Origin of the sequence: Phenylobacterium zucineum HLK1 (assembly GCF_000017265.1) — a bacterium.
Classification (GTDB): domain Bacteria; phylum Pseudomonadota; class Alphaproteobacteria; order Caulobacterales; family Caulobacteraceae; genus Phenylobacterium; species Phenylobacterium zucineum.
In genome coordinates this window covers 2,673,091-2,699,069 of record NC_011144.1, presented here as the reverse complement: position 1 = coordinate 2,699,069, position 25,979 = coordinate 2,673,091, and the positions used below count along the sequence as shown (strand labels likewise).

The 25,979-nt window shown below is 66.6% G+C and carries 21 protein-coding genes and 2 pseudogenes; 17 read left to right on the top strand and 6 right to left on the bottom strand.

Translation table 11 applies throughout. The features are described 5' to 3' along the window. Together bioD and bioF are read right to left on the bottom strand one after the other, a co-directional pair. The gene (gene bioD / locus PHZ_RS13170; protein WP_012522929.1) at window positions 1-705 is read right to left on the bottom strand and encodes a dethiobiotin synthase; all 705 of its coding nucleotides are present in this window, start codon (window positions 703-705) and stop codon (window positions 1-3) included. Next, window positions 702-1,850: an 8-amino-7-oxononanoate synthase gene (gene bioF / locus PHZ_RS13165; RefSeq protein WP_041373527.1), complete on the bottom strand. Its 1,149-nt coding sequence runs from the start codon at window positions 1,848-1,850 to the stop codon at window positions 702-704. Before bioF ends, bioD begins: the two co-directional genes overlap by 4 nt. 62 nt (window positions 1,851-1,912) lie before the next feature. Here bioF and PHZ_RS13160 point away from each other — a divergent pair, with 62 nt between their 5' ends. The 9 genes from PHZ_RS13160 (at window position 1,913) to PHZ_RS13120 (ending at window position 14,614) form a co-directional block, all read left to right on the top strand. Continuing rightward, entirely contained in the window at window positions 1,913-3,214 is a 1,302-nt protein-coding gene (locus tag PHZ_RS13160) for an adenosylmethionine--8-amino-7-oxononanoate transaminase (RefSeq protein ID WP_041373526.1), read from the top strand. 150 nt (window positions 3,215-3,364) lie between these two features. Beyond that, entirely contained in the window at window positions 3,365-4,282 is a 918-nt protein-coding gene (locus PHZ_RS13155) for a LysR substrate-binding domain-containing protein (RefSeq protein ID WP_012522926.1), read from the top strand. 336 nt (window positions 4,283-4,618) lie between these two features. After that, the gene (locus PHZ_RS23840; RefSeq protein ID WP_041373525.1) at window positions 4,619-4,930 is read left to right on the top strand and encodes a (2Fe-2S)-binding protein; all 312 of its coding nucleotides are present in this window, start codon (window positions 4,619-4,621) and stop codon (window positions 4,928-4,930) included. After that, on the top strand, window positions 4,927-6,285 hold the full coding sequence (locus PHZ_RS13145) for an FAD/NAD(P)-dependent oxidoreductase (protein ID WP_012522924.1): 1,359 nt from the start codon (window positions 4,927-4,929) through the stop codon (window positions 6,283-6,285). Before PHZ_RS23840 ends, PHZ_RS13145 begins: the two co-directional genes overlap by 4 nt. Beyond that, entirely contained in the window at window positions 6,282-7,463 is a 1,182-nt protein-coding gene (locus tag PHZ_RS13140; RefSeq protein WP_012522923.1) for an NAD(P)/FAD-dependent oxidoreductase, read from the top strand. Before PHZ_RS13145 ends, PHZ_RS13140 begins: the two co-directional genes overlap by 4 nt. A 35-nt stretch (window positions 7,464-7,498) precedes the next feature. Next, window positions 7,499-7,858, top strand: a complete 360-nt coding sequence (locus PHZ_RS13135; RefSeq protein WP_012522922.1) for a RidA family protein — start codon at window positions 7,499-7,501, stop codon at window positions 7,856-7,858. A 255-nt stretch (window positions 7,859-8,113) separates the two neighbouring features. Beyond that, a complete protein-coding gene (locus PHZ_RS13130) occupies window positions 8,114-10,657 on the top strand; it encodes a TonB-dependent receptor plug domain-containing protein (protein ID WP_083770940.1) in 2,544 nt (847 codons plus the stop codon). 170 nt (window positions 10,658-10,827) lie between these two features. Further along, the gene (locus tag PHZ_RS13125) at window positions 10,828-12,867 is read left to right on the top strand and encodes a hydantoinase/oxoprolinase family protein (RefSeq protein ID WP_041373524.1); all 2,040 of its coding nucleotides are present in this window, start codon (window positions 10,828-10,830) and stop codon (window positions 12,865-12,867) included. A 10-nt stretch (window positions 12,868-12,877) separates the two neighbouring features. Beyond that, window positions 12,878-14,614, top strand: coding sequence for a hydantoinase B/oxoprolinase family protein (locus PHZ_RS13120; RefSeq protein WP_012522919.1), 1,737 nt, complete (start codon window positions 12,878-12,880; stop codon window positions 14,612-14,614). 65 nt (window positions 14,615-14,679) lie between these two features. On the opposite strand, the gene PHZ_RS13115 is transcribed toward PHZ_RS13120, so the two are convergent. Then, window positions 14,680-15,780, bottom strand: coding sequence for an alpha/beta hydrolase family protein (locus tag PHZ_RS13115; protein ID WP_012522918.1), 1,101 nt, complete (start codon window positions 15,778-15,780; stop codon window positions 14,680-14,682). Between the two features lie 459 nt (window positions 15,781-16,239). Here PHZ_RS13115 and PHZ_RS13110 point away from each other — a divergent pair, with 459 nt between their 5' ends. Beyond that, complete coding sequence (locus PHZ_RS13110) at window positions 16,240-16,788, top strand: MFS transporter (protein WP_041373523.1); 549 nt, start codon at window positions 16,240-16,242, stop codon at window positions 16,786-16,788. Here PHZ_RS13110 and PHZ_RS22765 read toward each other — a convergent pair. From PHZ_RS22765 to PHZ_RS13095, 3 genes and pseudogenes are all read right to left on the bottom strand, one after another. Beyond that, window positions 16,770-16,991 (bottom strand): annotated as a pseudogene (locus tag PHZ_RS22765) (IS110 family transposase); the annotation flags it as partial. The gene PHZ_RS13110 and the pseudogene PHZ_RS22765 overlap by 19 nt on opposite strands. Window positions 16,992-17,004: 13 nt before the next feature. Beyond that, window positions 17,005-18,170, bottom strand: a protein-coding gene (locus PHZ_RS13105) for an IS3 family transposase (RefSeq protein ID WP_407946656.1) whose coding sequence is annotated in 2 segments (ribosomal slippage) — window positions 17,005-17,912 and window positions 17,912-18,170 — 1,167 coding nt in all. Because the reading frame shifts where the segments join, the coding sequence is not laid out codon by codon here. A gap of 61 nt (window positions 18,171-18,231) precedes the next feature. Continuing rightward, window positions 18,232-19,059 (bottom strand): annotated as a pseudogene (locus tag PHZ_RS13095) (IS110 family RNA-guided transposase); the annotation flags it as partial. A gap of 4 nt (window positions 19,060-19,063) precedes the next feature. On the opposite strand from PHZ_RS13095, the gene PHZ_RS13090 reads away from it, so the two are divergent. The 7 genes from PHZ_RS13090 to PHZ_RS13055 all read left to right on the top strand — a co-directional run bounded on the left by PHZ_RS13090 (window position 19,064) and on the right by PHZ_RS13055 (window position 25,730). After that, on the top strand, window positions 19,064-20,146 hold the full coding sequence (locus tag PHZ_RS13090; RefSeq protein ID WP_269079160.1) for an MFS transporter: 1,083 nt from the start codon (window positions 19,064-19,066) through the stop codon (window positions 20,144-20,146). A gap of 301 nt (window positions 20,147-20,447) precedes the next feature. Next, complete coding sequence (locus PHZ_RS13085) at window positions 20,448-21,572, top strand: acyl-CoA dehydrogenase family protein (RefSeq protein ID WP_012522916.1); 1,125 nt, start codon at window positions 20,448-20,450, stop codon at window positions 21,570-21,572. After that, window positions 21,562-21,927, top strand: a complete 366-nt coding sequence (locus PHZ_RS21755; protein WP_012522915.1) for a MerR family transcriptional regulator — start codon at window positions 21,562-21,564, stop codon at window positions 21,925-21,927. Before PHZ_RS13085 ends, PHZ_RS21755 begins: the two co-directional genes overlap by 11 nt. Further along, a complete protein-coding gene (locus PHZ_RS13075) occupies window positions 21,924-23,108 on the top strand; it encodes an acetyl-CoA C-acyltransferase (protein ID WP_012522914.1) in 1,185 nt (394 codons plus the stop codon). The genes PHZ_RS21755 and PHZ_RS13075 overlap by 4 nt, the downstream gene beginning before the upstream one ends. 80 nt (window positions 23,109-23,188) lie before the next feature. Next, window positions 23,189-24,262 carry a branched-chain amino acid aminotransferase gene (locus tag PHZ_RS13070; protein ID WP_012522913.1) on the top strand — a complete coding sequence of 358 codons (1,074 nt, stop codon included), beginning with the start codon at window positions 23,189-23,191 and terminating at the stop codon, window positions 24,260-24,262. 152 nt (window positions 24,263-24,414) lie between these two features. Beyond that, window positions 24,415-24,828, top strand: a complete 414-nt coding sequence (locus tag PHZ_RS13065; protein ID WP_236611828.1) for an Lrp/AsnC family transcriptional regulator — start codon at window positions 24,415-24,417, stop codon at window positions 24,826-24,828. Between the two features lie 590 nt (window positions 24,829-25,418). Then, on the top strand, window positions 25,419-25,730 hold the full coding sequence (locus tag PHZ_RS13055; RefSeq protein ID WP_012522911.1) for a DUF736 domain-containing protein: 312 nt from the start codon (window positions 25,419-25,421) through the stop codon (window positions 25,728-25,730). The last annotated feature ends 249 nt before the right edge of the window (window positions 25,731-25,979 follow it).

The window sequence follows — 25,979 nt, the reverse complement described above, 5'->3', positions numbered from 1 at the left end:
TCAGGCTGCGCTGGTCCTCAGCCGTCGCCGGGCGGCCAGGGCCTCGGTCAATGCCGAAGCCCACGCAGCATGACCGTTGCGGGGCGCCGCGAAGATCGGAACGCCTCCGGCATGCTGACGGGTGAGTTCGACCGTCTCGGCGAAGTCCGGCGCTTCCGGATCGGCTGACTGGGACACGACGACCGCGGCGATGGTCAGGCTGCGCGTGCGCAGTACTTCCAGTGCGGTGAGCGTATGGCTGATCGCCCCAAGGTAGGAGCCGCCGACCAGGATCACCGGCAGGCCCAGACCCGTCATCAGGTCGAGGTTGGTGGCGTCTTCGGCGATCGGCGACATCACCCCGCCGGCGCCTTCCAGCAGGTTCAGGTCCGCGTCCGTTCTCGACAGCCAGGCGTTCGAGAGCGTGAGGAGCCTGTCTCGGGTGAGGACAACGCCCTCGAGCCTTGCCGCCGAGGGCGGCGCCAGGGGGGCGATGAAGCGCAGGGGCGAGATCCGGTCCAGACGGGTGGACGTCACCGGCTCCCCGAGCGCCTCGAGAAGCTGGCCGGCGTCGCTGGCCTCCGCGCGGTCAGGATCGAAGCCGCTCAGAACCGGCTTGAAGGCGGTCGCGCTTCGGCCCGCCGCCCGTTCGGCGCGGATCAGCTGACAGCTGACGAAGGTCTTGCCGACATCCGTATGGGACCCGGCCACAAAGTAACGGCTCATGCCTGCATCCAGGGCTGAAGCGCGGCCGCCAGGTCATCGATCTGGCTTTCGGTGTGCAGGGCGCTGCAGGCGATGCGCAGCCGCGCGGTGTTGGCCGGAACGGTCGGCGGCCGGATGGCGACGGCGAGCAGGCCCTGGCGCTCCAGGTCCGCGGCCGCGGCCAGCGCCGTTTCGGCGTCGCCGAGCACGATCGGGACGATCGCGCTCTCCGCCGTCGGCAGGCCGAGCGATCTGGTGAGGCGTCGCGCCCGCAGCCGGGGCGCGGCGACCCGCTTGGGCTCGGTGATGATGATGTCGAGGGCCGCCAGCGCGCCCGCCGCCACGGCGGGGGGCAGGGCGGTTGTGTAGACCACGGTCCGCGTCCGCGACTTGATGAGATCGATGACTGGCTGCGCAGCGCACACATAAGCGCCGTATGCGCCGAGCGCCTTGGAGAGCGTGCCCATGGACAGGTCGATCCTGGCCGAGGGAAAAAGGGCCCCTACGCCGACGCCGCCCCCCACGACCCCCAGGCCATGCGCATCGTCCACGAGCAGCCAGGCGTCCCAGGCCTGCGCGGTCCGTGAGATGTCGTCGAGCGGCGCGATGTCGCCATCCATCGAAAAGACGCCATCCGTGGCCACGAGCGCCCGCCGGGCGGAGCCCCGCGCCGCGGCCAGCTTTCCCGTGAGGTCGTCGACGTCGTTGTGCCTGAAGCTGATGACCTGAGCCCCGCTCAGACGCGCGCCGCCCCAGATGCAGGCATGGGCGAGCTCATCCACGAGGACAATGTCGCCCGCGCCCATGAAGGTCGGGATGATGCCGAGGTTGGCCAGGTAGCCCGACCCGAAGACGCAGGCGGCCTCTGCGCCCTTCAGCGCGGCGAGCCGTCGTTCAAGCGTGGCGAGCAGGGGATTGTCCCCCGTCACCAGGCGGGACGCGCCCGCGCCGAGCCCTTCGGATTCAATCGCCGCCGCGGCAGCAGCCTTCACCGCGGGGTGGTGGCTGAGGCCGAGATAGTCATTGCAGGAGAAGGAGACGAGGCGCCGGCCCCCGCGCTCCACGCAGACTCCGTCCGTCCGGCGCGTCGGCCGCAGCCTGCGCCGGAGACTTTGGCTCTCAAGAGCCGCGAGCTTGTCCGTGGCGAAGGCGGCAAGGCTGTCCATCGGCGCTGGCATAATGAGCTTACCCTACGTAAACCAGCGCAATTCCAAAGGATCCTGAGCCCATGAACGACAGGCCTGGCTGGTACGAACGCGGCGCGCCGCATGTCTGGCGTCCCTACTGCCAGATGAAGACCGCGCCCCCGCCTTTGCCGGTGGCCCGGACCCAGGGCGCGCAGATCGTGCTCGAGGACGGCCGGGTCCTCGTCGATGGCGTCGCCTCCTGGTGGACGGCCTGTCACGGCTACAATCATCCGCACATCCGGGCGGCCGTCGCGCGGCAGCTGGAGCGGGCCCCGCATGTGATGTTTGGCGGCCTCGCGCATGAGCCCGCCTATGTGCTCGCCGAGCGGCTGGCGGCGCTCCTCCCAGGCGAGCTGGACCACGTCTTCTTCGCCGAATCCGGTTCCGTCGCCGTCGAGATCGCCATGAAGATGGCGCTGCAGTACTGGATCAACCGCGGGGTCGCCGGCCGGACGCGCTTCCTGTCGTTCTTTGGCGGCTATCACGGCGACACCCTGGCGACGATGACGGTGTGCGATCCCGAAGAGGGGATGCACGGACTGTTCGCCGGCGTGCTGCCCTCACAGGTGATCGCCCATCTGCCGAAAGACGACGCATCCGAGGCCGAGCTCGATCGTGAGCTGTCGGCGCACGGTCGCGACATCGCCGCGATCCTGGTCGAGCCGCGCGTGCAGGGCGCGGGCGGCATGCTGTTCCACCATGACGACGTCCTGCGCAGGCTCAGGCGCCTGGCCGATCGCCATGACGTCCTGCTGATCTTCGACGAGATCTTCACCGGGTTCGGGCGCACCGGAGACCTGTTCGCCTGCGCCGGGTCCGGCGTCACTCCGGACATCATTACGCTGTCGAAGGCGCTCACCGGCGGGACGCTGCCGCTGTCGGCGGCCGTGGCGTCGCGGCGGGTCTTCGAAGCCTTCTGGTCCGATGACACGGGCGCCGCCCTCATGCACGGCCCCACCTACATGGCCAACCCGCTGGCCTGTGCGGCCGCGAACGCTTCGCTCGATCTGTTCGAAGACGGCGACTGGCTCGCCAATGTGGCGCGGGTATCAGCCGGCCTGAAGGCGGGCCTTGAACCATGTCGAGCCGCTGACGGAGTCGTGGACGTTCGGGTGCTCGGCGCGATCGGCGTCGTCGAACTCGAGCGTGCGGCCGACGCGGGCGCGCTCTGCCGGCGATTCGCCGAACGCGGGGTCTGGATCCGCCCGTTTGGAAAGGTGGTCTACCTCACGCCGGCGTTCGTCATGTCGGATGACGAGCTTGGCCAGCTTACCCGCGCGATCTGCGATGAGCTCGGGCAAGACCGCGGCGGCCGTGACGAGGACGGCCGTCACGGTCACTGACCGCTGGCGCCTGAAGGGTGCGCATGCGGGCGGAAAGAGGAGCTGACGGACACCATCCCGGCGGATGAGGCTGCACGGCTTGACGCTACGCAGTCGGTGTATATTCGTCAAAGGCGAGACATCACCGACCTATTCGCAAAGGTTATGGCAATGCGGCGTCATCTGAACCTGCGCCAGATCGAGGCCTTCAAGGCGGTCATAGAGAACGGCACCATCAGCCGCGCGGCGCAGGTCCTCAATGTCTCGCAACCCGCCATGAGTAAGCTTGTGGCTCATCTCGAATACGACACTGGCCTCCGTTTGTTCGACCGGGTGAAGGGCCGGCTGGCGCCGACAGAGCACGGGATGCGCCTTTATGAGGAAGTGGGCCGCATCTTCGGCGGCATCCGTCAGGTCGAGAATGTCGTGGAGGCGATCCGGCGCGAGCAGCAGGGGCGCCTGGCGATCGGAGTGCTCCCCGCCCTGGCGAGCTCGTTCATCCAGCAGGCGGCGACCGATTTCCTGAAGGCGAGGCCCGCCATCTTCTGCTCGGTCCAGTCCCTGAGCTCGCAGTGGGTGGTGGACTGGCTGATCGCCCGGAAGCTCGATGTCGGGCTGGTCAGCGCAAGGGTGGACAATCCTTACGTCACGCTCGAGCCGCTGATGCTTCAGCCCCTGGCCTGCGTCATGCCCAAGGATCACCCGCTGGCGACGAAGCGCCTGATCGAACCCGATGACCTCGAGGGGGCGCCGTTCATCGCCTTCGACTCGGACATCTATGTGAGCCACCTGGTGAGCGAGATGTTCGAGTCCTACAGGGTCACGCCGCAGATCGCCCTCGTCGCCAACAACGCCCTGACCGTCTGCGAATTCGTCGGAGCTGGTCTTGGCGTGTCCCTTGTCCATCCGCTGATGGTGAGCGGTCTGGAAAGCCGGGTGACAGTCCGACGCTTCGCACCTGAGTTGCCCTACAACTTCCAGCTCTGCCGGAGTGCAGATAGCCGGAATGCGCATATCGTCGACGCCTTCGTTGAGGAGCTCCGGCGCAAAGCCACGGAGATCTCTTCGTCTCTGATGATCGAGCCATAGACTTCCTCGCCGACCGGTTCCCATAACCCTGGCGAATAGGCCTCTCGCCTTTTCGACTTTGACGGAATTGTGCCGTTTGCGCCGAATGGCGTCTCCAGAAAACTCGCCATCTGGGCGACAGGGGGACGTCAGGATGAACGGTCACGAAGCGACCCGTCAGCTTCAGCTTCGCTTGCCTCGGAACGTCATGGTCGCCGGCAGCAGCCTCTGAAGCCCGCAGGGCGCCCGGCGCCCGGCGTTCCGTGGAGTCAGGCGCTGGTTGAATGGCGCCGCCGCGCCGGCCACCGAGCCGGCAGCCCGCGATCCATCTGCGCATCCGCAGACCGAAAGTATCAGATGTTCCGTAAGCTCCAGTCCAAGCGGTCAGCCAGATCCGTGACCATCATGGTCGATGGCCAGGCCCTTCTGGTGGAGGAGGGTGAGCCGCTCTCCGCCATCCTTCTTCGGACTCCGCCTCATATCTCTCGCACGACGCCCATCGGGGGCGCTGCGCGTGCGCCCTTCTGCATGATGGGTGTCTGTTTCGACTGTCTCGCCGAGGTTGACGGCGAGGTGAGCAGCCGGACCTGCATGATCCGCGCGCGCCACGGCATGGTCGTCCGACGACAATCCGGCCGACCCGATCCTCTGAGTTCGGTCGAGCAATGACGGACGTCCTTGTCATCGGGGCCGGTCCGGCCGGCATGTCCGCCGCCCTGGACCTGCAGGCCAGGGGCTTTTCCGTCACCGTCGTCGACGATCAGCCGGCGCCCGGCGGGCGCATCTTCGCTGCAATCGAAACCCGCGAAGCGAAGACAGCGGAAGAACAGGGCGGCGCCGCGCTGGTCACGCGGTTCCGCCATGGTGGGGGAGACTATCTGCCTTCGACCGAAGTCTGGCAGATCGAGGGCGGGCCGAGGGTGTTCCTGTCCAGCGGGGGTGAGGCGCGGATGCTGGAACCGGCGTTCGTGGTGTTCGCCACGGGCGCTCAGGAGCGGCCGATGCCGTTCCCTGGATGGCAGTTGCCCGGGGTGATGACAGTCGGGGCCGCGCAGATCCTGCTCAAGACCGCCAGGCAGATCCCGGATCGTCCGGTCTGGCTTGCGGGCAGCGGTCCGCTGCTGCTGCTGTACATCCAGCAGCTCGTCGACGCGGGCGGAGAGGTGGCCGGCGTCATCGACACGACGCCGCCTGGACGCGCTGTGGCAGCCGCCCCGCATCTGCTCGGAGCCCTCCGCTATGGCGCCGCGGATCTGATCCGCGGCCTGAACTGGCTGCTGCCGCGCTCGCGGCGGCGGATCATCCGCGGCGTCGTAGCGCTCGAAGCGCTCGGTTCCGAACGGCTGACGGGAGTGCGCTATAAGACGCGCGGCGGACGGACGGGTGAGATCCCGACCGAGCATCTGCTCGTCCACGACGGCGTCATCCCGGGGGTTCACGCGACCCTCGCCGCCGGCTGCGAGCATCAGTGGAACGTTTCGCAGCGGGCATTCGAGCCTGTGACGGATGGCTACGGCGCGACGTCGAAACCGTCGATCTTTGTCGCGGGCGACGCGGCGACGATCGGCGGAGCTCGTATGGCGCCAGTGTCAGGCCGTCTGGCCGCAATCGGCGTCGCAAGGGCGGCCGGCAAGCTCTCACCGAGGGAGGCGGAGGCCGAAGCGGCGCCGCTTCGCCGGACGCTGGCGAACAATGCCCGTTTCCGACGGTTTCTCGACGCCGCGTTTCCGGGGATGACGCTGGGCATCCCAGACTCGACGATGGTCTGCCGCTGCGAAGAGGTGACGGCCGGGCAGGTCCGGACCGCCTTGCGAGATCGTCCTCACCTTGGTCCCGACGGTGTGAAGGCGACGACCCGTGCGGGTATGGGGCCGTGCCAGGGGCGGCAATGCGCGCCGACGCTCTCCCGCCTGACGGCCGAGACCCATCAGCTGCCATTTGGGGCCGTCGGGTTCCTGAAGATCCGCCCGCCATTGAAGCCGCTGACCCTGAAGGAGCTCGCCTCCCTGGAGACTGACGCATGAGCGCCAAGGCCGACGTGCTGGTCATCGGCGGCGGCCTTCATGGCCTGTCGGCCGCCCTGCAGATCGCCCGCCGCGGGGCCCGGGTGACCCTGCTGGAACGCCGCCGCGTCGGCCGGCATTCATCCGGCGCCTCGGCCGCCGGCGTTCGCACGCTTGGCCGGGCGCGCGCCGAACTGCCGCTTTCGCTGGCCGCGATGACCATGTGGCACGGAATCGCCGAGATCGTCGGGGATGACTGCGGCTTCCATGCGCACGGCCAGCTTCAGGTAGCTGAGACGGAGGCTGAGCTCGAGCGGATCAGGGCCCGTGTGGACCACCTCCGCAGAGACGGCTTTTACAACGAGGAGCTGGTGGACGCCGCGCAGCTCCGCGAACTCGTGCCTGGCCTGGCCCGCCACTGCATCGGTGGCGCCTTCGCCAAGGACGATGGCGCGGCCGATCCTCACCGGACGCTGGCCGCCTATCTTCGTGCAGCAACCGAGGCGGGCGTCGTCGTCTGCGAGGGAACGGGCGTCACACAGCTGGAGCGACGCGATGGCGTCTGGCGCATTGGCGCCGGGCCGGCGTGGTTTGAAGCGCCGCTGGTCGTAAACGCAGCCGGGGCCTGGGCGGGAGAAATCGCCGCGATGGCCGGTGACCACATCCCGCTCGACACCAAGGCCTCGATGATGATCGTCACCGAGCGCATCGCACCTTTTGTCCGCCCGACTGTGAGCACCGCGGGCCGCAAGCTCTCCTTCAAGCAGACCGACCAGGGCACGCTTCTGATCGGCGGCGGCCAGCAGGGGCGGGCCGATCTGGCGAACGAGACAGCCGAGGTCGACATCCGCACCCTGGCCAGATCCGCCGCGGCGGCGGTCGCTCTCTTCCCGAGCGTCGCCGGTCTGAGGATCGTCCGGAGCTGGGCGGGGCTCGAAGCCAGGACCAGCGATGATATTGCGATCGCCGGATTGTCGCCGACGGCGCCGGGTCTGCTGCACCTGTTCGGGTTTTGTGGGCACGGCTTTCAGCTGGTGCCGGCTCTGGGCGTGGCTGCGGCCGATCTGATGCTGACGGGACAGACGGCGTTCGACCTGAACGGACTCCAACCCGGTCGGCTGATGACAGCGGGAAAACTTAACAGGCGCTCGACGCGGGACGGCGAAGCGCGCGCGCCGCTCGCCGCCTCCGACGATTAGCCATTCCGCCAGAGAGCGCAGGACCGGAGACGTACATGAGCGACATCGAACGGATCGCGACGAATCCTCGGCGGGGCCGCGTCGTGATTCACAATGGGCTCGCCTTCCTGGGCGGCCAGGCCGCTGATGATCGTAGCGGCGACATTCGTAGCCAGACGGCGCAAGCGCTGGCGAAGGCGGACAAGGCGCTCGCGGAGGCGGGATCGGACCGCACCCGAATCCTATCGGCGCAGATCTGGCTCAAGGATATCGCGCGCGACTTCGCTGGCATGAACGAGGTCTGGGACGGCTGGATGTCGCCCGAGCATGCGCCGGCAAGGGCCACAGCTCAGTGCGAGATGGCAGCGCCGAACGTCCTGGTCGAGATCACGATGGTGGCGGCGGTGGCCACTTAAGCCTCCGTCGCGCGCCCGACACACGACCCGTCCGGCATTCTCCTCCCCGCCGGACGCAGAACTTCGCCCCGGTCGTAACGGCCGGGGTTCTTTTTAGGCCCTGACGCTGGTCCAAATGACGAGGGGCAAGCCGGGAATGGCGCGCGTCCCGGTGAAATGTGACAGCCCAGGTCCCATAACCTTGAAGAATACGTGACAGCGTTATCGGTCTTTGAGTGCATCGATTGGCTTCAGCATAGTGCACGTCCATGGCGCATGCCCAATGCGGCCAAACGACAGCAATTCAAGGGGGTTGGTATGGCGCAGGAATGCAATCGGGGCGGGCGGGTTCGGCTCTTCCGGAACACCTCAGCCGCAGCGATTTTCGCGGGGGCGGTGTTCGCCTCATCGGCTCATGCCCAGGCGGCTGACCCCAGCGGGCAAGGCGGGGCGGATACCTTGACTGAAGTGGTTGTCACGGGTGTCCGCGGGCAGCCTCGCTCCAAGCTGGATAGCCCGACTCCGATCGACGTCCTCTCGGGGGAGGAGATTGCGAAGGGCGGTCACGCCAACCTCTACCAGGACATGCAACTGCAGGTCCCGTCGTTCAACTACACCACGAAGGCGGGTTCGGGCACTTCAAGCGCTATTCTGACCGGCGGCCTGCGAGGCCTGAATCCTGATCACACCCTTGTGCTGGTGAATGGTCTGCGCCGTCACCACACGTCACTGATCAACGTCGGCCAGGGCCTCTACAACGGTTCTGCCCCAGTCGATCTGGGCATGATCCCGACATCCGCCATCAGCAGAATTGAAGTCCTTCGGGAAGGGGCGGCGGCGCAGTACGGTTCGGACGCGATCTCCGGTGTCATCAACGTCCTGCTCAAGGACACCGAGGGCGGCTCACTCAGCGCTCAGTACGGCCAGAACATGGACCGTAGCGACGGCGAGCAACTGCTCATCCGGGGTGATTACGGCTTCGGCATATCAGACGCCGGCTCCCTGAACCTGTTCTTTTCCGTCACCCGGCAGAACCGATCCGACCGCTCATTCCCCGTCGCCTCCACCGTTCAGCTTTATCCGAGGCTGGCGAATGGCCAGCCCGATCCGCGGGAGGCCACGGTCAATCGCCTCATCAGTCGCGGCTTTGGCATCTTCCCGGCCAAGCAGTGGCAGATCGGGTTCAACGGAAAACAACAGATCGGAGAGCTCGAGGCGTACGCCTTTGGTACGTACGGCCGCCGCATCACGGACATCATCTACCCGCCGATCATTCCCAACCAGTCGGTCGCACTTCCGGAGATCTACCCGAACTTCGCCTATCCGGTTCAGCGGATCCGGGAAACGGACGGCGCGCTCGCCATCGGTCTCCGCGGGGACCTCAACGACTGGAACTGGAACCTTTCGTCCAGCCTCGGCGAGAACCGCGCCCCGCAGGATATGCTGGAAAGCCTGAATGCGAGCCTCGGGCCGACGACCCAGACCGACTTCTACATCGGCGCCCTCTCCGCGCGCGAGTGGGTAAACTCGCTGGACGTCACGCGTCGTTTCGATCTTGCCGGGGGCGGCGCGCTGCAGGTGTCGTTCGGGGCTCAGCACCGACTGGAGCGTTTCAAGATCTCCCCCGGCGAGCCGGCGAGCTACGTCCTGGGGACCTACGTGAGGCCCGCCGGCCAGGCGTTCGCGGGCGTGCCGCTGCCGGGCGGAGCGTTCTTCGCTCCGGGCCTGCGGCCCGCCGACTCCGGCTCGTGGAGCCGGAACGTCGTCGCCGGCTATGTCGAGCTTGGTTATGAGCCGACGGATCGTCTGTTCGTGGGGACGGCGGGGCGGATCGAAAACTACGACGACTCGTCGGGCACGAGCCTCGTGGGAAAGATCGATGGTCGATACAAGCTCAATGAATGGCTGTCGCTGCGGGGCTCCTTCGGCAACGGCTTCCGTGCGCCGAGCCTGGCGCAGCAGCACTATTCCAAGGCGAGCGTGACCCCGAGCACCGCCGCAGCGAACCTGGGCACGGTCATCACCAACCAGATTCTGCCGGTTGGACACCCGGCGGCGGTCGCGCTTGGTTCATCGCCGTTGAAGCCGGAGAAGTCGGTTGACGCGAGCGTGGGCCTCACGATCAGCCCAGCTCCCAACTTCAACGTCACCATCGACGGGTACACCGTCAAACTCGACGACCGGATTGTCCTTGGGAGCATCCTGCAAGGCGCTGCAGTCGCCAATATTCTTGCGGCGAACGGTATCGATCGAAACCTGACGGGACAGTATTTCACCAATGCGGTGAGCACACGGACGTCGGGCGTCGACATCATCGCCACATATCGCAAGGATCTTGAGAACTTCGGCAATCTGAAGCTGACGGCGGCCGTCAACATCAACAAGACGAAGATCACTCACATCGATCCCAATCCAGCGGCGCTCAGCGCGCTGGGCGCCGCATACGTCCAGGTGGATCGCGTGGCTCGCGGTTACCTGACCGAAGCTGTTCCGGAGAGCAAAGTCGCCCTGGGGGTCAATTGGACCCGGGACAAGTTCGAGCTCAATCTCCAGGGTGTTCGCTACGATGAGTTCACAGCGCCCGGCTCAACCGCCGCGCTGGATCGCTTCTTCCCGTCCCAGTGGATCGCGAACGCTCAGGTCAGGTACAGCCTCACCGATCAGGTGACCGTGGCCGCCGGCGCGGACAACATTTTCAATGAGTATCCGCCAGCGAACAACATTCCGCTCGCGCAGTACGGCTACAACCAATATCCGCGCTTCGGTCCGTTCGGGTTTACCGGCGGCTTCTACTATGGCCGTGTCGAGGTGAAGTTCTAGTTCGTTCTCATGGCCTCAGCGGGCGGATGATTGCAGTAGTCCGCGCATCCGTCCGCTGTGGACCTCAATGTCGCGCGCGTTACGGCGCGCGTAGCTCCCAGGCGGCAGGTGTTTCTGAGCTGAGCCGATGAAGGCTGGCGACGTCACCGGGAAGAAAGATGGCTAAGGGTATGTATCGTATTGGCGTCGATGTAGGTGGAACGTTCACCGACTTCACGATCGAGAACGTGAGCAGCGGCGACTTTCTCTACTTCAAGCTTTCGTCCACGCCGGACGACCCGTCCGACGCCATCGTCAACGGCATCTCCCAGATCCTGGAGCTGTTCCAGATCGGGGCGGCCGAGATTTCCTACATCGGCCACGGCACGACCGTCGCGACCAACATGATCATCGAGCGGCGTGGGGTGCCGACCGGCCTCATCACCACCCAGGGCTTCCGGGATGTCCTGGCGATCGGGCGCCAGACGCGACCCGCCCTCTACGACGTCACCGTTAAACGCCCGCCGCCTCTGGTGGAGCGCTACCGCCGGCTGGAAGTCGCTGAGCGACTGAATGCAAAGGGCGAGGAGCTCTCCCCACTCGACGAGGCGGAACTCGAGCGGGTGCTCGACCAGCTTGCGGCCACGGGTGTCGAGGCGATCGCGATATCGTTCCTCCACGCGTACAAGAACGCCGAACATGAGGTGGCCGCGGCCCGGATCGCCGCCCGCAAGCTTCCAGGCGTGTATGTAAGCACCTCGTCGAGCGTGCTCCCTGAATTCCGCGAGTTCGAGCGGACGTCGACGACCGTCCTCAACGCCTATGTCGGCCCGAGGATGGCGGCCTATTTCGACAGGCTGAAGGCCAAGATCGCCGAGCGGGGCATCTCCGTGGCTCCGATGATCATTCACTCGAACGGCGGGCTGCTCTCCATCGACAGCGCAAAGCGCCTGCCGGTCACGACCTGCCTCTCCGGCCCGGCAGCCGGCGTGATCGGCGCTGCCGTCGTGGGGGCTGCCGCTGGAGTGCGGGATCTGGTCACGTTCGACGTGGGAGGCACGAGCACCGATGTCTCGCTGGTCGTCGACGGCAAGCCCAAACTCGCCTCCAGTCGCGAGGTCGCCGGCTACCCCGTCCGTCTGCCGATGATCGACATTCATGTGATCGGGGCCGGGGGCGGAAGCATCGCGCAGGTCGACGACGCCCAGGCTCTCAAGGTTGGTCCGCGCAGCGCCGGCGCGCATCCCGGTCCCGTGGCCTACGGGCGCGGCGGCGACCTGCCAACGCTGACTGACGCCAACATCTGCCTGAACAGGCTCAACCCCGTCGCGCTTCTTGACGGCCGCATGCCGGTGGATCGAGAGGCCGCCTGGACGAGCATCGAGGAGAAGATCGCGCGGCCGCTCGGCATCTCGGTTGAGAAGGCCGCCTACGGCGTCATCCAGGTCGCCGCCGCCAACATGAGCCGCGCCATTCGAGCGGTCACGACGGAGCAGGGACACGATGTCGGGGACATCGCTCTCTTCGCGTTCGGCGGCGCCGGTCCTCTGCATGCCTCCGAGGTGGCTCGCGAGTCGGGGATCCGCCGCATTCTCGTGCCGCAGGAACCCGGTACGATGTGCGCTCGGGGCGTGTTGTTGTCGGACGTGAGCCTCGACTTTGTGCGGATGCAGCTGACGGCCGCGACGCAGTCCTCCTGGGAGCGCGCCTGCGCGGCCTTGCGCGAGATGGCGGATGAGGGCGACCGGTGGCTGGCCGGCGAGAATGTCGAGCCCGAGCTGCGCCGCGCGGAGCTCGCGATCGACGCTCACTACGCTGGCCAGAGCCACGAACTGCGCGTGCCGCTTGAGGCGGCAGACCCGTCGGGCCTCGACGATTTCCTCGCCCGGTTCGGCAACGCGCACGAGGCCGCCTTCGGATACCAGAACGCCGGCCAGCCGGTGTTTCTGGTGAGCTGCCGTCTGCGCGCGGTCGGCGTTGTTCCCAAGCAGCTTGAGCCCAGTCACAAGGGCGGCTCGAGCCTCGCGGCGGCAGAGACGGACGTGCGTTCCGTCTACTACGGGCCCGAGGAAGGCTGGCTTCAGACGCCGATTTTCCGTCGGTCCGCCCTGCCGGTCGGTACGAACGTCGTGGGACCCTGCGTCATCGAGGAAATGAGCTCCACGACCGTGGTGCTCCGCGGTCAGACCGCCACGATCGACGCCTACGGCAACATCATCATCACGAGCTGAGCATCAGGCTATGGCAGAGAGAACGCAAACCCAGGACGCCGCGCCGCAACGCCAGTTCGATGCGATCGCGATGGAAGTCTTCAGCAATCGCATGCTCTCGATCACCGAGAACATGGCGATCCACATGATGCGGTCGTCCTATTCGGCGCAGATCAAGGAGCGCCGCGACTTCTCAGTCGGCATCTTCGACGCCCAAGGCCGCCTGATCGCCCAGGGCACCCACATTCCGATCCACCTTGGGTCACTGCTGGGATCGGTCGAAGCTCTGCTGGCTCGCTATCGGATCACCGACATGGTGGAGGGTGACGCCTTCATCTGCAACGATCCTTATCTCGCCGGGGGGACGCACATGCCGGACGTCTCCATCGTCACCCCCGTGTTTATCGATGGCCAGGTGGCGGCCTTCGCCGCCAACATTGGGCACCATTCCGACCTCGGTGGTGCGGTTCCGGGCTCGATCTCACCCGACGCTCGCTCGATCTTCGAAGAAGGCCTTCGCCTTCCGATCATCCGGATCGCGCGAGGTGGCGAAATTGATGAGGACCTGCTCAACCTGATCGCGGCGAACTCGCGCATGCCAGAAGAGCGGCGCCTCGATCTCAGGGTTCAGGTCGCCGTCAACGTACGCGGCGGCGACGAGACGCGAGCCCTCTTCAAGCGCATGGGGCTGGCCAATGCGCAGGCCGCCGTGGAGGACGTGTTCGCCTACACAGCCGAGCGGCTGCGGCGGCGGATCTCTGCGCTCCCGGCAGGCGAGCACACCTTCCGGACCTGGCTCGACGACGACGGCGCCGGCAGCGGCCCGGTTCCTATCGTTGTCACTGCCAAGACTGGCGGCAATGCGCTCCATCTCGATCTTGAGGGCACTGGGCCCCAGGCCGGAGGCGCCTTCAACGTTCCGGCGAGCGCGCTCAGGGCGACGGTGTACTATTGCGTCAAAGCCCTGCTGGACCCGGAGCTGATGCCCAACAGCGGCATGTTCGAAGCGGTGACGATCTCAGCGCCTAAGGGCTCGATCGCAAACCCCAACTATCCGGCGGCGACCGGCGTCCGAAGCAACACCTGTCAGAAGATCGCTGGCGCTGTATTCGGCGCTTTCCGGGGGCTCGTGCCGACCGATCGGCAGATCGCATCGAGTCACGATCTGCTTCCGTCCTTCTTTTTCTCTGGGGTGAATCCCGAAACCGGCCGCTTCTATGTATGCGCTGAGACCGTCGGCGGGGGCAGCGGCGCTCGCGAAAACGACGACGGCGCGGACGCCATCCACGTGCATATCACGAACAGCCTGAACTTGCCGACCGAGGCGATGGAGAACGAGTACCCGTTGCTCTGCGAGGGCTACTCGCTTGCCGTGGACTCAGGCGGCGCGGGCCGACAGCGCGGCGGTCTTGGTATCGTAAGGCATGTCCGAGCGCTGCAGGACAACACGGTCTTCTCCGCCAGATCCGACGCCTACATCCATGGCGCCGAAGGAATTTATGGCGGTCGCACCGGGGGCCTGAGTTCCGTTATTCGCAATGCGGGCCGCGCCGATGAGCAGGTTCTGCCCACCAAGGTGCCGAACCTGGTGCTCGCCGCTGGGGAAAGCATTCGCGTGCAAACGCCGGGCGGCGGCGGCTTCGGCCCGTGTGACGAGCGGCCGCTCGGGGAGATCGCCCGGGATCTGAGGGACGGGATCATCACCCAGTCTGCGGCTGAACGAGACTATGGCGCGGCTCGAGTTCGCGAGGCCCTCAACCTGCTCTAGGACTGGAGGGGGCCCGGCCCGGCTCTGGGCGCCATCGGACCAGCCGTGTCCCGCCCAGAGCCGGGTCATCTTCCGGCTGGCGGGAGATGGCCGTCGAGCCATTCGAGGATCAGATCGGCGATCTGCAGGTTGTTCCTGTCCTGCATGAGCATGTGGCTGTTGCCGCGCATCCCAAGCTCCGGCGTGTGCAGGAGCGTCGCATTTCCGTTCGCCGCCCTGACGCGGGCTACGAACGCCATGCAATCGCGATAGGCCTCATTCCACTTGATCCCCATCGTTTGCGGAGCATCCAGGTAATCTCCGAAAACGATCAGAATTGGCACCCTCGAAAGCTGCGCGATCTGCGCATCAGAATAGACGGTCGCATTGCACCCCGGCGGCTCGACGCTCACGACCGCCCGGATAGTACGAGGTGTGCGCAGCGCCGCCTCAAGAGGGAAGCGACCAGACTGGGAGTGAGAGACAAGCACTGCGCCTTCAAGCTGCTGTGACAGCAAGGCAAGGGCTCGGACGTTGAGCTCCTCAGATGGCGAGCCATCGCTCAGGTCAGGGATGGTCTGCTTCGCCAGCTCGCCTGCAGCCTCCACTGGGAACTGCGTTTCAGGGAACGGACGTCCGTCAGCTGATCCGACGCGGAAACGCACCAGGGCGATATCCGTCGCCACTCGCCTGATGTTGCCTTGAGAGGCTGGCGGAGCCTCGCGCGCCCGGACCCGATTATAGGGCGCCTGGTCGAAGCCAGATCGGCCCCTCCCGACCTGATCAACGACATAGGTCGGATGCTGCTTGCGGGTGAAGTACTCGTACCACCCCATTCTACCATCCGGTGTGGTCTCGTACGTCTTGCCGCTCAGAACGCCACCGTGGACGAGAACGATCGGCGTCTTTTTGGGTCCGGCGGGCAGCATGTATTGTACGTACATCTGGTCGATGATGACGGAGCCGCCGGCATAGAGACCTATCTCCGTGGGGCTCTGGGCGACCGGCCGACCGCCAACGTAGAAGCTCCCGACGCCATCAAGCTTTAGCGGAGTCCTGGCCTGCGCAAGACGCGCGGCGTCCTGCGCCAGGCTGGGGCTCGGAGCTCCCAGGCACGCCAGACCGGCGAGGACCATGAGCCGGCTGATCACGCGCCGGCCACGCTTTCGCTCGGCTGTATACAGCATGGTAGCACCTTCAGACGGGGACGACCGGTTGAATCCGGCTGCGGCGTCCCCAGTCGGGGGCGACCTGATCGAGCGCAAGTGCTTGCAAGTTCAGGAACCTTCCGGGCCGCAGCTGGTCTTCGTCATCCATCTTGAGCGTCTTGGGCTCGGGGGGTCCAATTCCAATTCCCGCGACATCCATTCGTAAAAGCTCACGCGCTAACGCGGCGCAGACGCCCCGCACCATTAACGCGTGCAGCCCGTGGCCTGCGCTGAGCTCCAAAGCACAGCCGTAGTGGCGCTCCCAGGAGCAGCCCTCCTGCCGCGGACTCGGTCTGCCCCATAACCGTTGAGAATAGGCAATGCCCCTCAATGACTTTGACGGGCATGCGACAGTTCGCAAAAGTTCGAGATGAGTGGTGCAGAGTGCCGCCAGGCGGTCTGAGCTCTCGACAGGGATGAGGCCGAGTTACTCAAAAAATGACCAAGTTGCCGACGTGGAAGCATCGCTACACCATTCTCGCGGTGCTCTTCGTGACGTGGGCCGTCGCCTTCCTTGATCGTATGGCGATGCCCGTCGCCTTGCCCTACATCGCCAAGGAGTTCGGGCTTCAGCCGTTCCAGACGAGCTTCATCCTGAGCGCGTTCTTCGTAGGTTACGCGCTCGCGCAGATGCCGGGCGGTATCCTTGCTGACCGCATCGGAGCCCGGAAGGTCGCCACCATCGCGATGCTGTGGTGGTCCTGTGTGGATGGCTCCCGCGTTGCAAGGCTCGATTTGATGTTTTGGCGGCTGGGTCGGGTGCAGTCTTGTGTCCGGCCTGTTGATGCAGTCGTTTCAAGGACTGCTGGCCCTGATGGTGTCCGCAAGCTGGGTCCCACTCTGCTTTGCAGGCTTCGACGCCTTGGACACTACGCGGGGTGTCCCAGCTCCCGGTCTGACCGGTTCGCCATCACTTCACATCGCGCTCGCAACCTCCGGAAGCTGGTCGTCGACGATCAGCTAATCTGTCAGGCGGTCACGCCCTGAGGCGCGCGGTAGACGCCGCCGCGGGCCATGATCGACCAGGCGACACGGGCGGTGCGATTGGCCGCGGCCACCGTCACCACGCGAGCGGGTTTGCGCGCCAGCATCGCAGCGATGCGCGGGTCGACCGAGTCCGGTCTTGTTCGTGCACGGCGCACGAGCGAGGTCATGCCGACGACCAGCAGGCGTCTGACCTGCCCCCCGCCGGTCCCTCGATCATTATGAGAGCCCAGGGGGTTGGTAGCTGATCTCCAGCGCCGGCGGTAGCGGCCGGGCGGTGGAGCTGATCAAGTTGCGCAGCCGGCCGGCCGCGGGGTTCAGACGCACGGCTTCCGGGGTCAGTCCGCCGTGCGCCGAGTGCGGCCTGACGTGGTTGTAGTCGAGCCGCCAGCGCTCGATGACAGCCCGGGCCTCGGCGAGGTTGGCGAAGACCTCCTCGTTCAGGCACTCGTCGCGCAGCTTGCCGTTGAAGCTCTCGACGAAGCCGTTCTGCTGCGGCTTGCCGGGCGCGATGTAATGCCAGTCGACGCCGGTGCGGTTGGTCCATTCCAGCATGGCCCGGCTGGTCATCTCGGTCCCGTTGTCGCTAACGATGGTCGCCGGCCGGCCGCGCCGGGCGATCAGGGCGTCCAGCTCGCGGGCCATGCGATGGCCGCCGATCGAGGTGTCGACCACCAGCGCCAGCGCCTCGCGGGTGAAGTCGTCGACGATGCACAGGATCCGGAAGCGCCGGCCCCAGCTCAGCGTGTCGGCCACGAAGTCCAGGCTCCAGCGCTGGTTCGGCCCGTCCGGCAGCGCCATGGGCGCCCGCGTGCCGGTGGCGCGCTTGCGGCCGCGCCGCCTTCGCACCGCCAAGCCCTCCTCGCGGTACAGCCGGAAGAGCTTCTTCTTGTTCATGCTGACGCCTTCACGCTCGAGCAGGATGCCGAGCCGCCGGTAGCCGAAGCGGCGTCGCTCCGCCGCCAGGCCCCGCAGCCGGGCGCGTACCTCCGCATCGCCTGGCTGGGCCACGCGGCGCACTGTCTTCGGATCGACCTGGACCAGCCCGCAGGCGCGCCTCTGCGAGAAGCCGCGCTCCGCCATCAGGCGAAGCACGGCCTCCCGGCGCGCTGCAGGCCCGATCAGTTTTTTCCCAGCAGGTCCTTCAGCGCCGACACGTCGAGCATGGACTCCGCCAAGAGCTTCTTCAGTCGCCGATTCTCGTCCTCCAGCGTCTTCAGCTTCTGGGCATCCGACACGTTCATGCCGCTGTACTTCGCCTTCCACCGGTAGAAGGTCTGCTCGCTGATCCCATGCCGCCGGCAAACCTCCGCCGTCGGGCTCCCGGCCTCCTGCTCCCGCAGCACGCCGATGATCTGCGCCTCGTTGAACCTGCTCTTCTTCACGTCCGTCTCCTCAGGGTGACGGACTCTCACTCAAACCGAGGGATCAGGAAGGGGGCAGGTCACGTCTCAGATATCGATCGCCCATCCGTGAGATCCTCCCCATCCGCTCCTTGCCGCCGCTGGAGTTCTGCAGCGGTGTTAGGCCAAGCGAGGCCGCAAACTGCCGCCCGGAGCGGAAGCGGCTGGCGTCGGTGACTGAGGCGGCAAGCGCCGTGGCCGAGATCAGGCCGACGCCAGGGATGGTGCTGAGGCGCTGAGACAGCTCGTTTGTCCGATGCCAGGTCAGCAGCTCCTTCTCCAGCGCCGTGAGACGGACCTGCAGATCGCCGATCTGGCCCGCCAGGCCGGTGATGACTCGCGCCGCCAGCTCGGGCACGTCCGGCGCAGCGCCTTGAGCAACCCGTGCGGCTAGGTCGAGGGCATGATGCAGGCCGCGCGCCATCTCGATCCCAAACTCAGCCAGGAGGCCGCGGATCATGTTGACCAGCTGGGTGCGCTGCTTGACCAGCAGATCTCGGGTCCGGTGCAGCGCCAGGGCCGCCTGCTGCTGCTCGGACTTGATCGCCACGAACCGCATCGTCGGCCGCGTCACCGCCTCGCAGATCGCCTCGGCGTCGTTGGCGTCGGTCTTGCCGCGCTTCACGTAGGGTTTCACGTAAGCCGGCGGCATCAGCCGCACCTCGTGGCCGAGCCGCCTCAGCTCGCGCGCCCAATGGTGCGACGTGCCGCAGGCCTCGATCCCCACCAGGCAGGGCGGCGCGGTCTTGAAGAACGGCAGAACCTGGGCTCGTCGAAGAGCTTTGCGGACGATGACCTTCCCCTCGGCGTCAACCGCGTGAACCTGAAAAACGCTCTTGGCGAGATCCAGGCCGATCGTTGTAATCTCCATCTGGGTGGCTCCCTTCGCTCGTGGTTGTTCGACAACTTCCACAAGTCTGGCACTCAGATGCCGTGAGCGGGAGCCATCCACCCCATCTGCTTTCACCGCCGTTACTGGCGCAGCCACCACGCTCATGCAGCTGCTGGTCGTGCGCCTGCTGTTCGGTGTCGGCGAGGGCGCGTTCCCGGCGGCTTCATTCAAGACGATCGCGGCCTGGTTTCCGAAGAAGGAGCGCGCGACGGCCAGCGCGGTCATGTTGACTGCGAACACCCTGGGCGCCGCCCTGAGCCCGCTGATCGTCGTCGGGATCATGGCGACGTGGGGCTGGCGAGCGGTGTTCTTCGTTCTCCTGATCCCCGGAATTCTGGTTTCGATCCTGTTCTGGCTGGTGGTCAAGGATCGGCCTTCAGAGGTTCGCTCCGTCACGGAGCAGGAGCTGAATGAGATTGAGGGCGATGATGCGCCAGGGGAGGTCGAGGGAGCTCAGCGGCGCACGCTGAAGGACATCCTGACGCCCGAGATCTGGAAGTATTTCTTCGCCTTCTTCATCTTCGACATCGCCTATTGGGGGTTCACCAGCTGGCTGCCGACCTATCTCGTGCAGGCGCGCGGCTTCTCGATGGTCGAAATGGGGGCCGCAGCCTCACTCCCATTCATCGTTGGCGCGGTGGGTCGTGTCGGAGGTGGCTGGCTGTCGGACAGGTTCTTCAAGGACAATCGCCGCATCCTCGTCATCGGCACTCAGGTTTGCTCGGCGCTGTTCCTGTATCTGACGTTCGTCGCCACGAGCACATGGGCCCTGATCCTCTGCCAGACTGCGGCGGGCTTCTTCCTGAGCGTATTCCTGTCGTCCTTCTGGGCCCTTCCCATGAGCACCATTCCGAAACGCGACATGGGCCTGGCAACCGGTTTCATAAACACCGGCGGTCAGATCGGCGGCCTGATCTCGCCGCTTTGCATCGGCGCGCTCCTGCAGGTCGCGGACGGGGATTTCGGCACGACGTTCATCTTCCTTGTGGCGTGCATTCTGGTGTCGCTCGTCATCGTGCTGATGATGGGGAAGAGGCCTCGGGCCGCAGCCGAAGTCGGCGTCTGATCAGAGCTCCTGCGGCGGTACCGCGGAGACGGGATAAGGCGGCTCACGGCAAGCGGGGCCCGTTCGAGCGGCAGGCTGCTCCGTGGTGATATCGCCTAGGGCTGGTCCGAGACTGAGCTAATTCTCACCAAAAAGGTTTGGATCTGCGCGCAAATTTGGCCGGAAATCCCCTCAGCAGGAGGCTAAATCTAGCGCAGGGAGCACGTGATGGCGCTGGAACTCACAATCGCCTCGGCGCCTGACCGCGCAAACATCGCGTCAACGGTGCTCGCTGCGCGACGAACAGCTGAAGCCGAACGAGATGCTGACTGAGACGCAGACCGCTATACGCGACACCGTGCGTGACTTCGCACTGGCGAAGATCCGCCCGCATTCCGCGGCGTGGGAAGCCGCTGGCGGGTATCCACCAGGTCTCTTTGCAGAGCTGGCCGACCTTGGCCTGCTGGCGATGACGGCGCCGGAGGACCAAGGCGGCGCGGGCGCCGACTACGTGAGCTACGCGCTCAGTCTCATGGAGCTGGCGGCCGCAGATGGCGCGCTTTCCACGATCGTCTCCATCCAGAACAGCCTGATCGTTGGCGGGCTGGTGAAGGACGGGAGTCCGGAACAGAAGGTGCGCTTCCTGCCGGATCTCGTCGCCGGCCGCGCCATCGGCGCCTTCGCCCTGACCGAAGCGGATGCTGGCTCGGACGCGGCGGCGGTCAGGACGCGCGCCACTCGCGTCCCGGGCGGCTATCGCCTCAACGGCGCGAAGCAGTTCATCACGTCTGGCAAGATCGCGAAGCTCGCGATCGTCTTCGCCGTGACGGACCCGGATGCGGGCAAGCGCGGTCTCAGCGCGTTCCTCGTGCCAACCGACCGGCCTGGGTATGCGGTCGATAAGGTGGAGCACAAGCTGGGGCAGGGCGCCTCCGACACCTGCGCCCTGCGCTTTGACGATCTCTTCATCGAAGATGAGCTGCGGCTTGGGCCAGAGGGCGCTGGCTACGGGATCGCCCTGTCCAACCTTGAGACGGGGCGGATCGGCATCGCGGCCCAGAGCGTCGGCATGGCTCAGGCGGCCCTGGACATCGCCGTGGGTTATGCGCGTCAGCGGACGAGCTTCGGCGTTCCGATCATCGAGCATCAGGCGGTGGGCTTCCGGCTCGCCGATCTGGCCACGCGTCTTGAGGCGGCTCGGCAGCTGGTCCTGTCGGCGGCGGCGCTGAAGGACGCCGGCGAGCCGGCGCTGCGCCAGGCGTCAATGGCGAAGCTGTTCGCGTCGGAGACCGCAGAAGCCGTCGTGTCCGGCGCCATCCAGACTCTCGGCGGATACGGTTACCTTGAGGAGTTCGGCCTCGCGAAGATCTATCGGGATGTGCGCGTCTGCCAGATCTACGAAGGAACGTCGGACATCCAGCGCCTGGTGATCTGCCGTGGCCTATGATCGCGACGAACTCGTCACCTACAGCGTCGTTGCGCTGAGCCGGATTACGACGCTCTCGCCGCGAGCGATCCGCCTGTACGAGGATCGCGGGCTGCTGTTCGCAAAGCGCGACCGGCTGAATAAGCGGCGCTTCGATCGGCAGTCCGTGCGCCGCCTGGAGCTGATCAAACTGCTCCGGACGGCGGGAATGAGCCTGCGGGACATCCGCGCCATCCTCGCCCTCCAGGAAGGATCCGTTCAGCGCGCCCAGGTGGCGCGGGCCGCCCTGAGCGCCTTGCGCGAGGACCTGACGAACCGGGTCGCCGCCCTGGAGGCCGCTGAACATCAACTTATCAAGGCAGTCAGCGCCGCATGAACTCCGATCCCGTCGTCATCGCCGCCTACGCCCGCACGCCGATGGGCGGCTTCCAGGGCGTCCTCTCGGGCGTGAAGGCCACCGAGCTCGGCGCCGCCGCCGTGAAGGCCGCCGTCGAGCGGGCGGGCGTCTCGCCTGAGGCCGTCGAGCAGATCCTGATGGGTTGCGTGCTGCCGGCGGGCCTGGGCCAGGCGCCGGCCCGGCAGGCGGCGCTGGGCGCGGGGCTGCCGACCTCGGTCGAGGCCACCACGGTCAACAAGATGTGCGGCTCGGGCATGCAGGCGGCGATCCTGGCGCACGACGCCCTGGCGGCCGGCACGGCCGACGTCATCGTCGCCGGCGGCATGGAGAGCATGACCGGCGCGCCGTACCTGATGACCAAGCACCGCGGCGGCGCCCGGATCGGCCACGACACCATGTACGACCACATGTACCTGGACGGGCTGGAGGACGCCTACGAGCCCGGCCGGCTGATGGGCAGCTTCGCCGAGGAGACGGCCAGGCAGTACCAGTTCACCCGCGAGGCCATGGACGAGTACGCCATCACCTCGCTGAAGCGGGCCAAGGCGGCGACCGAGAGCGGCGCGTTCGCCAAGGAGATCGTCCCGGTGCAGGTCACCGACCGCAAGGGCGTGACGACGGTCGAGCACGACGAGCAGCCGCTGAAGGCCGACCCGGCCAAGATCCCGACGCTGAAGCCCGCGTTCGCCAAGGACGGCGGCATCACGGCGGCCAACGCCAGCTCGATCTCGGACGGCGCGGCGGCCCTGGTGATGACCCGCGAGAGCGTCGCCAAGAAGCTCGGCCTGAACGTGGTGGCCCGGGTGGTCAGCCACGCCGCCCACGCCCACGAGCCCAGCCAGTTCACGACCGCGCCGGTCCAGGCGGTGCAGAAGGCCCTGAAGCGGGCCGGCTGGAGCGTCGAGGACGTCGACCTGTTCGAGATCAACGAGGCCTTCGCGGTCGTCGCCATGATCGCCGAGCGCGACCTGGGCATCCCGCGCGACAAGCTGAACGTCAACGGCGGCGCCTGCGCCCTGGGCCACCCGATCGGCGCCTCGGGCGCGCGGATCCTGGCGACCCTGCTGTCGGCGCTGGAAGCGCGCGGGGCCAAGAAGGGCGTCGCCAGCCTCTGCATCGGCGGCGGCGAGGCCACGGCCATGGCGGTCGAGCTGGTCTGACGGGAGGGAGCCCGCCGTCGGGCGCGCCGCTTCCAGCCGAACCTTACGAACACACCTAACGCGCCTCGAGGGGATCCCAGATGCAGACCATCGTTGAACGTCATCCCGGCCTCACGCCGCCAGATCGCCGCGCCGAGCTGCTCCGAGAGCCAGGGTTCGGGAAGGTGTTCACGGACCACATGGCCATGGCCTGGTGGCGCGACGGGGAGTGGACCGCGCCCCGCATCACGCCGCGTCGGCCGCTGGCGCTCGATCCGGCCGCTGCGGTCCTGCACTACGCCCAGGAAATCTTCGAAGGCATGAAGGCCTATCGGACGGAGGAGGGCGAAGTGCTGCTCTTTCGGCCCGAGGTCAACGCCAAGCGGTTCGCCCGATCGGCGGAGCGCATGGCGATGCCGCAGGTCCCTGAGGCGCTGTTCAGCGCGGCGGTGGAGGCGCTCATCCGGACGGATCGCGACTGGATCCCCTCCGGCGAAGGCAGTCTCTATCTGCGTCCGTTCATGATCGCCACCGAAGCCTTCCTCGGCGTTCGGCCGGCGACCGAGTATCTGTTCTGCGTGCTGGCTTGCCCGGTCGGCGCCTACTTCAAGGGCGGCGCCAAGCCGGTCACGGTGTGGGCGTCGACCACCTTCACGCGCGCCGCCGCCGGCGGAACGGGCGCGGCCAAGTGCGGCGGCAATTACGCCGGAAGCCTCATCGCTCAGGCGGAGGCGATCCGGCACGGTTGCGACCAGGTGGTCTTCCTCGACGCGGCAGAACACCGCTGGATCGAGGAGCTTGGCGGCATGAACGTGTTCTTCCTGGTGGACGGCACGCTGATCACGCCCCCGCTGACCGGCACCATCCTGGAAGGGGTGACGCGCAGCAGCCTCCTGACCCTCGCCCGGGAAGAAGGGCTGAAGGTTGAGGAAAGGCCGTATGACTTCGAGACGCTGAAGGCCGATGCCGCCAGCGGCCGCCTGACCGAAGCGTTCGCCTGCGGTACGGCGGCGGTGGTGGCGGCGATCGGGGAAGTGCGCCACGCCGCGGGGGCGTTCGCCATCGCCGGCGGGGTGGAAGGTCCGGTGACGAGCACGTTGCGGCGGCGACTTACGGACATCCAGCGGGGGCAGGCTCCCGATCCTCACGGCTGGACGCGCCGCGTTCAATTGTGAGCCCCAGTTCGCCACGGCGTCGAAGACACTCGCTGCACCCGCCGGCTCCAGTCCACGAGGTTCCTGTGAGGGCCCGCACACCTGCCCCGCGCCGCATAGATCTGAGTGACGAGGCGCTCGCGCGGATCGCGTCCTTCGAGGCGATCCCGCGCATGGACATGACGAAGCTCGCGGAGGCGCTCGGCACGACGCCCCGCAACGCCTGGGGCGTCTATGACGACCTTCGCCGCAGGGGTGCGGTCAGATCGGTGACGGTCGTTGACCCGACGAAGGTCCTGGGGGCCTGCGAGTGCCGGGCCTCCATCAGGCTGGACTGCCGGGCGCCTGAGCTCATCGAAGCTGTCGAGGAGAGCCTCGCGCGGGATCTTCAGATCGCCACCGCGGTGCGGGTTACGGGCACGTGGGACTATCTCGTACGAGCCTATCACTCGTCTGAAGCGGTTGCGGACGCCTGGTTCCGTGGACTCCTTGCCCTGCCAGGGGTGGTGGATGGCGAGCTGAAGTTCTGTCGCACGATTTTCGAGCGTCACACCTACGCCGCGGCGATCCTTGCCGCCGAGAGATAGGGGTCCTGCCCAGGCGTCAGCTGATCGCCACCGGGAGCGGGGTCAGGCGTGCTGGGGCTGGTCGGTGTCGGCTGCGCGTCCGTTCAGGAGGTCGGCCGTGTGCCTGGCGTCGATCTCAGAAAGGCCGCTCTGTCGGGCCATCGCAATAACGGCAGGTGTCCCGGTCCACATGTCGATGACGCTGTAGCCGTCGCTTCCCTGTCGAACCACAAACCTCTGAGTCATCCCCGCATTCTCGCCGGCGGGGCGTCGCGCCGCAACCCGCTCGCCTGATGCTCCGGCCGGGCCAATCACTCGGCTGCATACGTCTGCGATCTGCCAAGGTCCCGAGATGGCCGAGGGTTCACCTGGGGCCTGGCCGCGCCTGCACAGCCGCTCCGTGGCTGATCTGAACCGCGGGCCTTCGCCGCAACGCTGGCCGATGGTCTTTCTTCCCCTGGCCTTCGGCCATTCCTCGCGAGGCAAGAAAGCTCATCGCCAGCGTCCTTCGCCCTGCTTCGGGGCTTTGCCTGCGCCGCCGCCTTCCGCCGGTTCCAGGGATCGCCATCGCGGCTGCGACAGGCGCGGCCCGAACCTCAAGGAGACTGACCATGGCGACCATCGGAACCTTCGTGAAGACCGCGGACGGCGCATATGCCGGCTCGATCAAGACCCTCAGCCTCAACGTCAAGTCGGCGCAGATGCGGCTCAACGACAAGACCGACGAGAAGGCGCCCGACTACCGGATCTTCGCGGGCGAGACGGAATTCGGAGCGGCCTGGCGCAAGACGTCTCGCGAGAACCGAGAATACCTGTCGGTGAAGCTGGATGACCCTTCCTTCCCGCTCCCGATCTTCGCCTCCCTCGTCGAAACGGACGACGGCTACAACCTGATCTGGTCGCGCAGCCGCAGCGCCCACTGACCAGCCCGTGACGCCCCGCCCACCGGCGGGGCGTCGCTTCTTTCCTGCACGTTTACGCATGACGTGAGCCGGCGCCGCCGGCTCACGTCATGCATCATGTTCGGGCGCCTGTTCGAGGTCACAGGCATACAGACCAGGGTCGCGGCCTGGCCTGCCCCGGCTGGGGCGCGCCCCACGCGGCGGGTGGTGGCGCGATCGCGTAGGGCTGCGCGTCGCGGCGGCTGAGGGGAGGGGGCAAGGTGAGGCCGC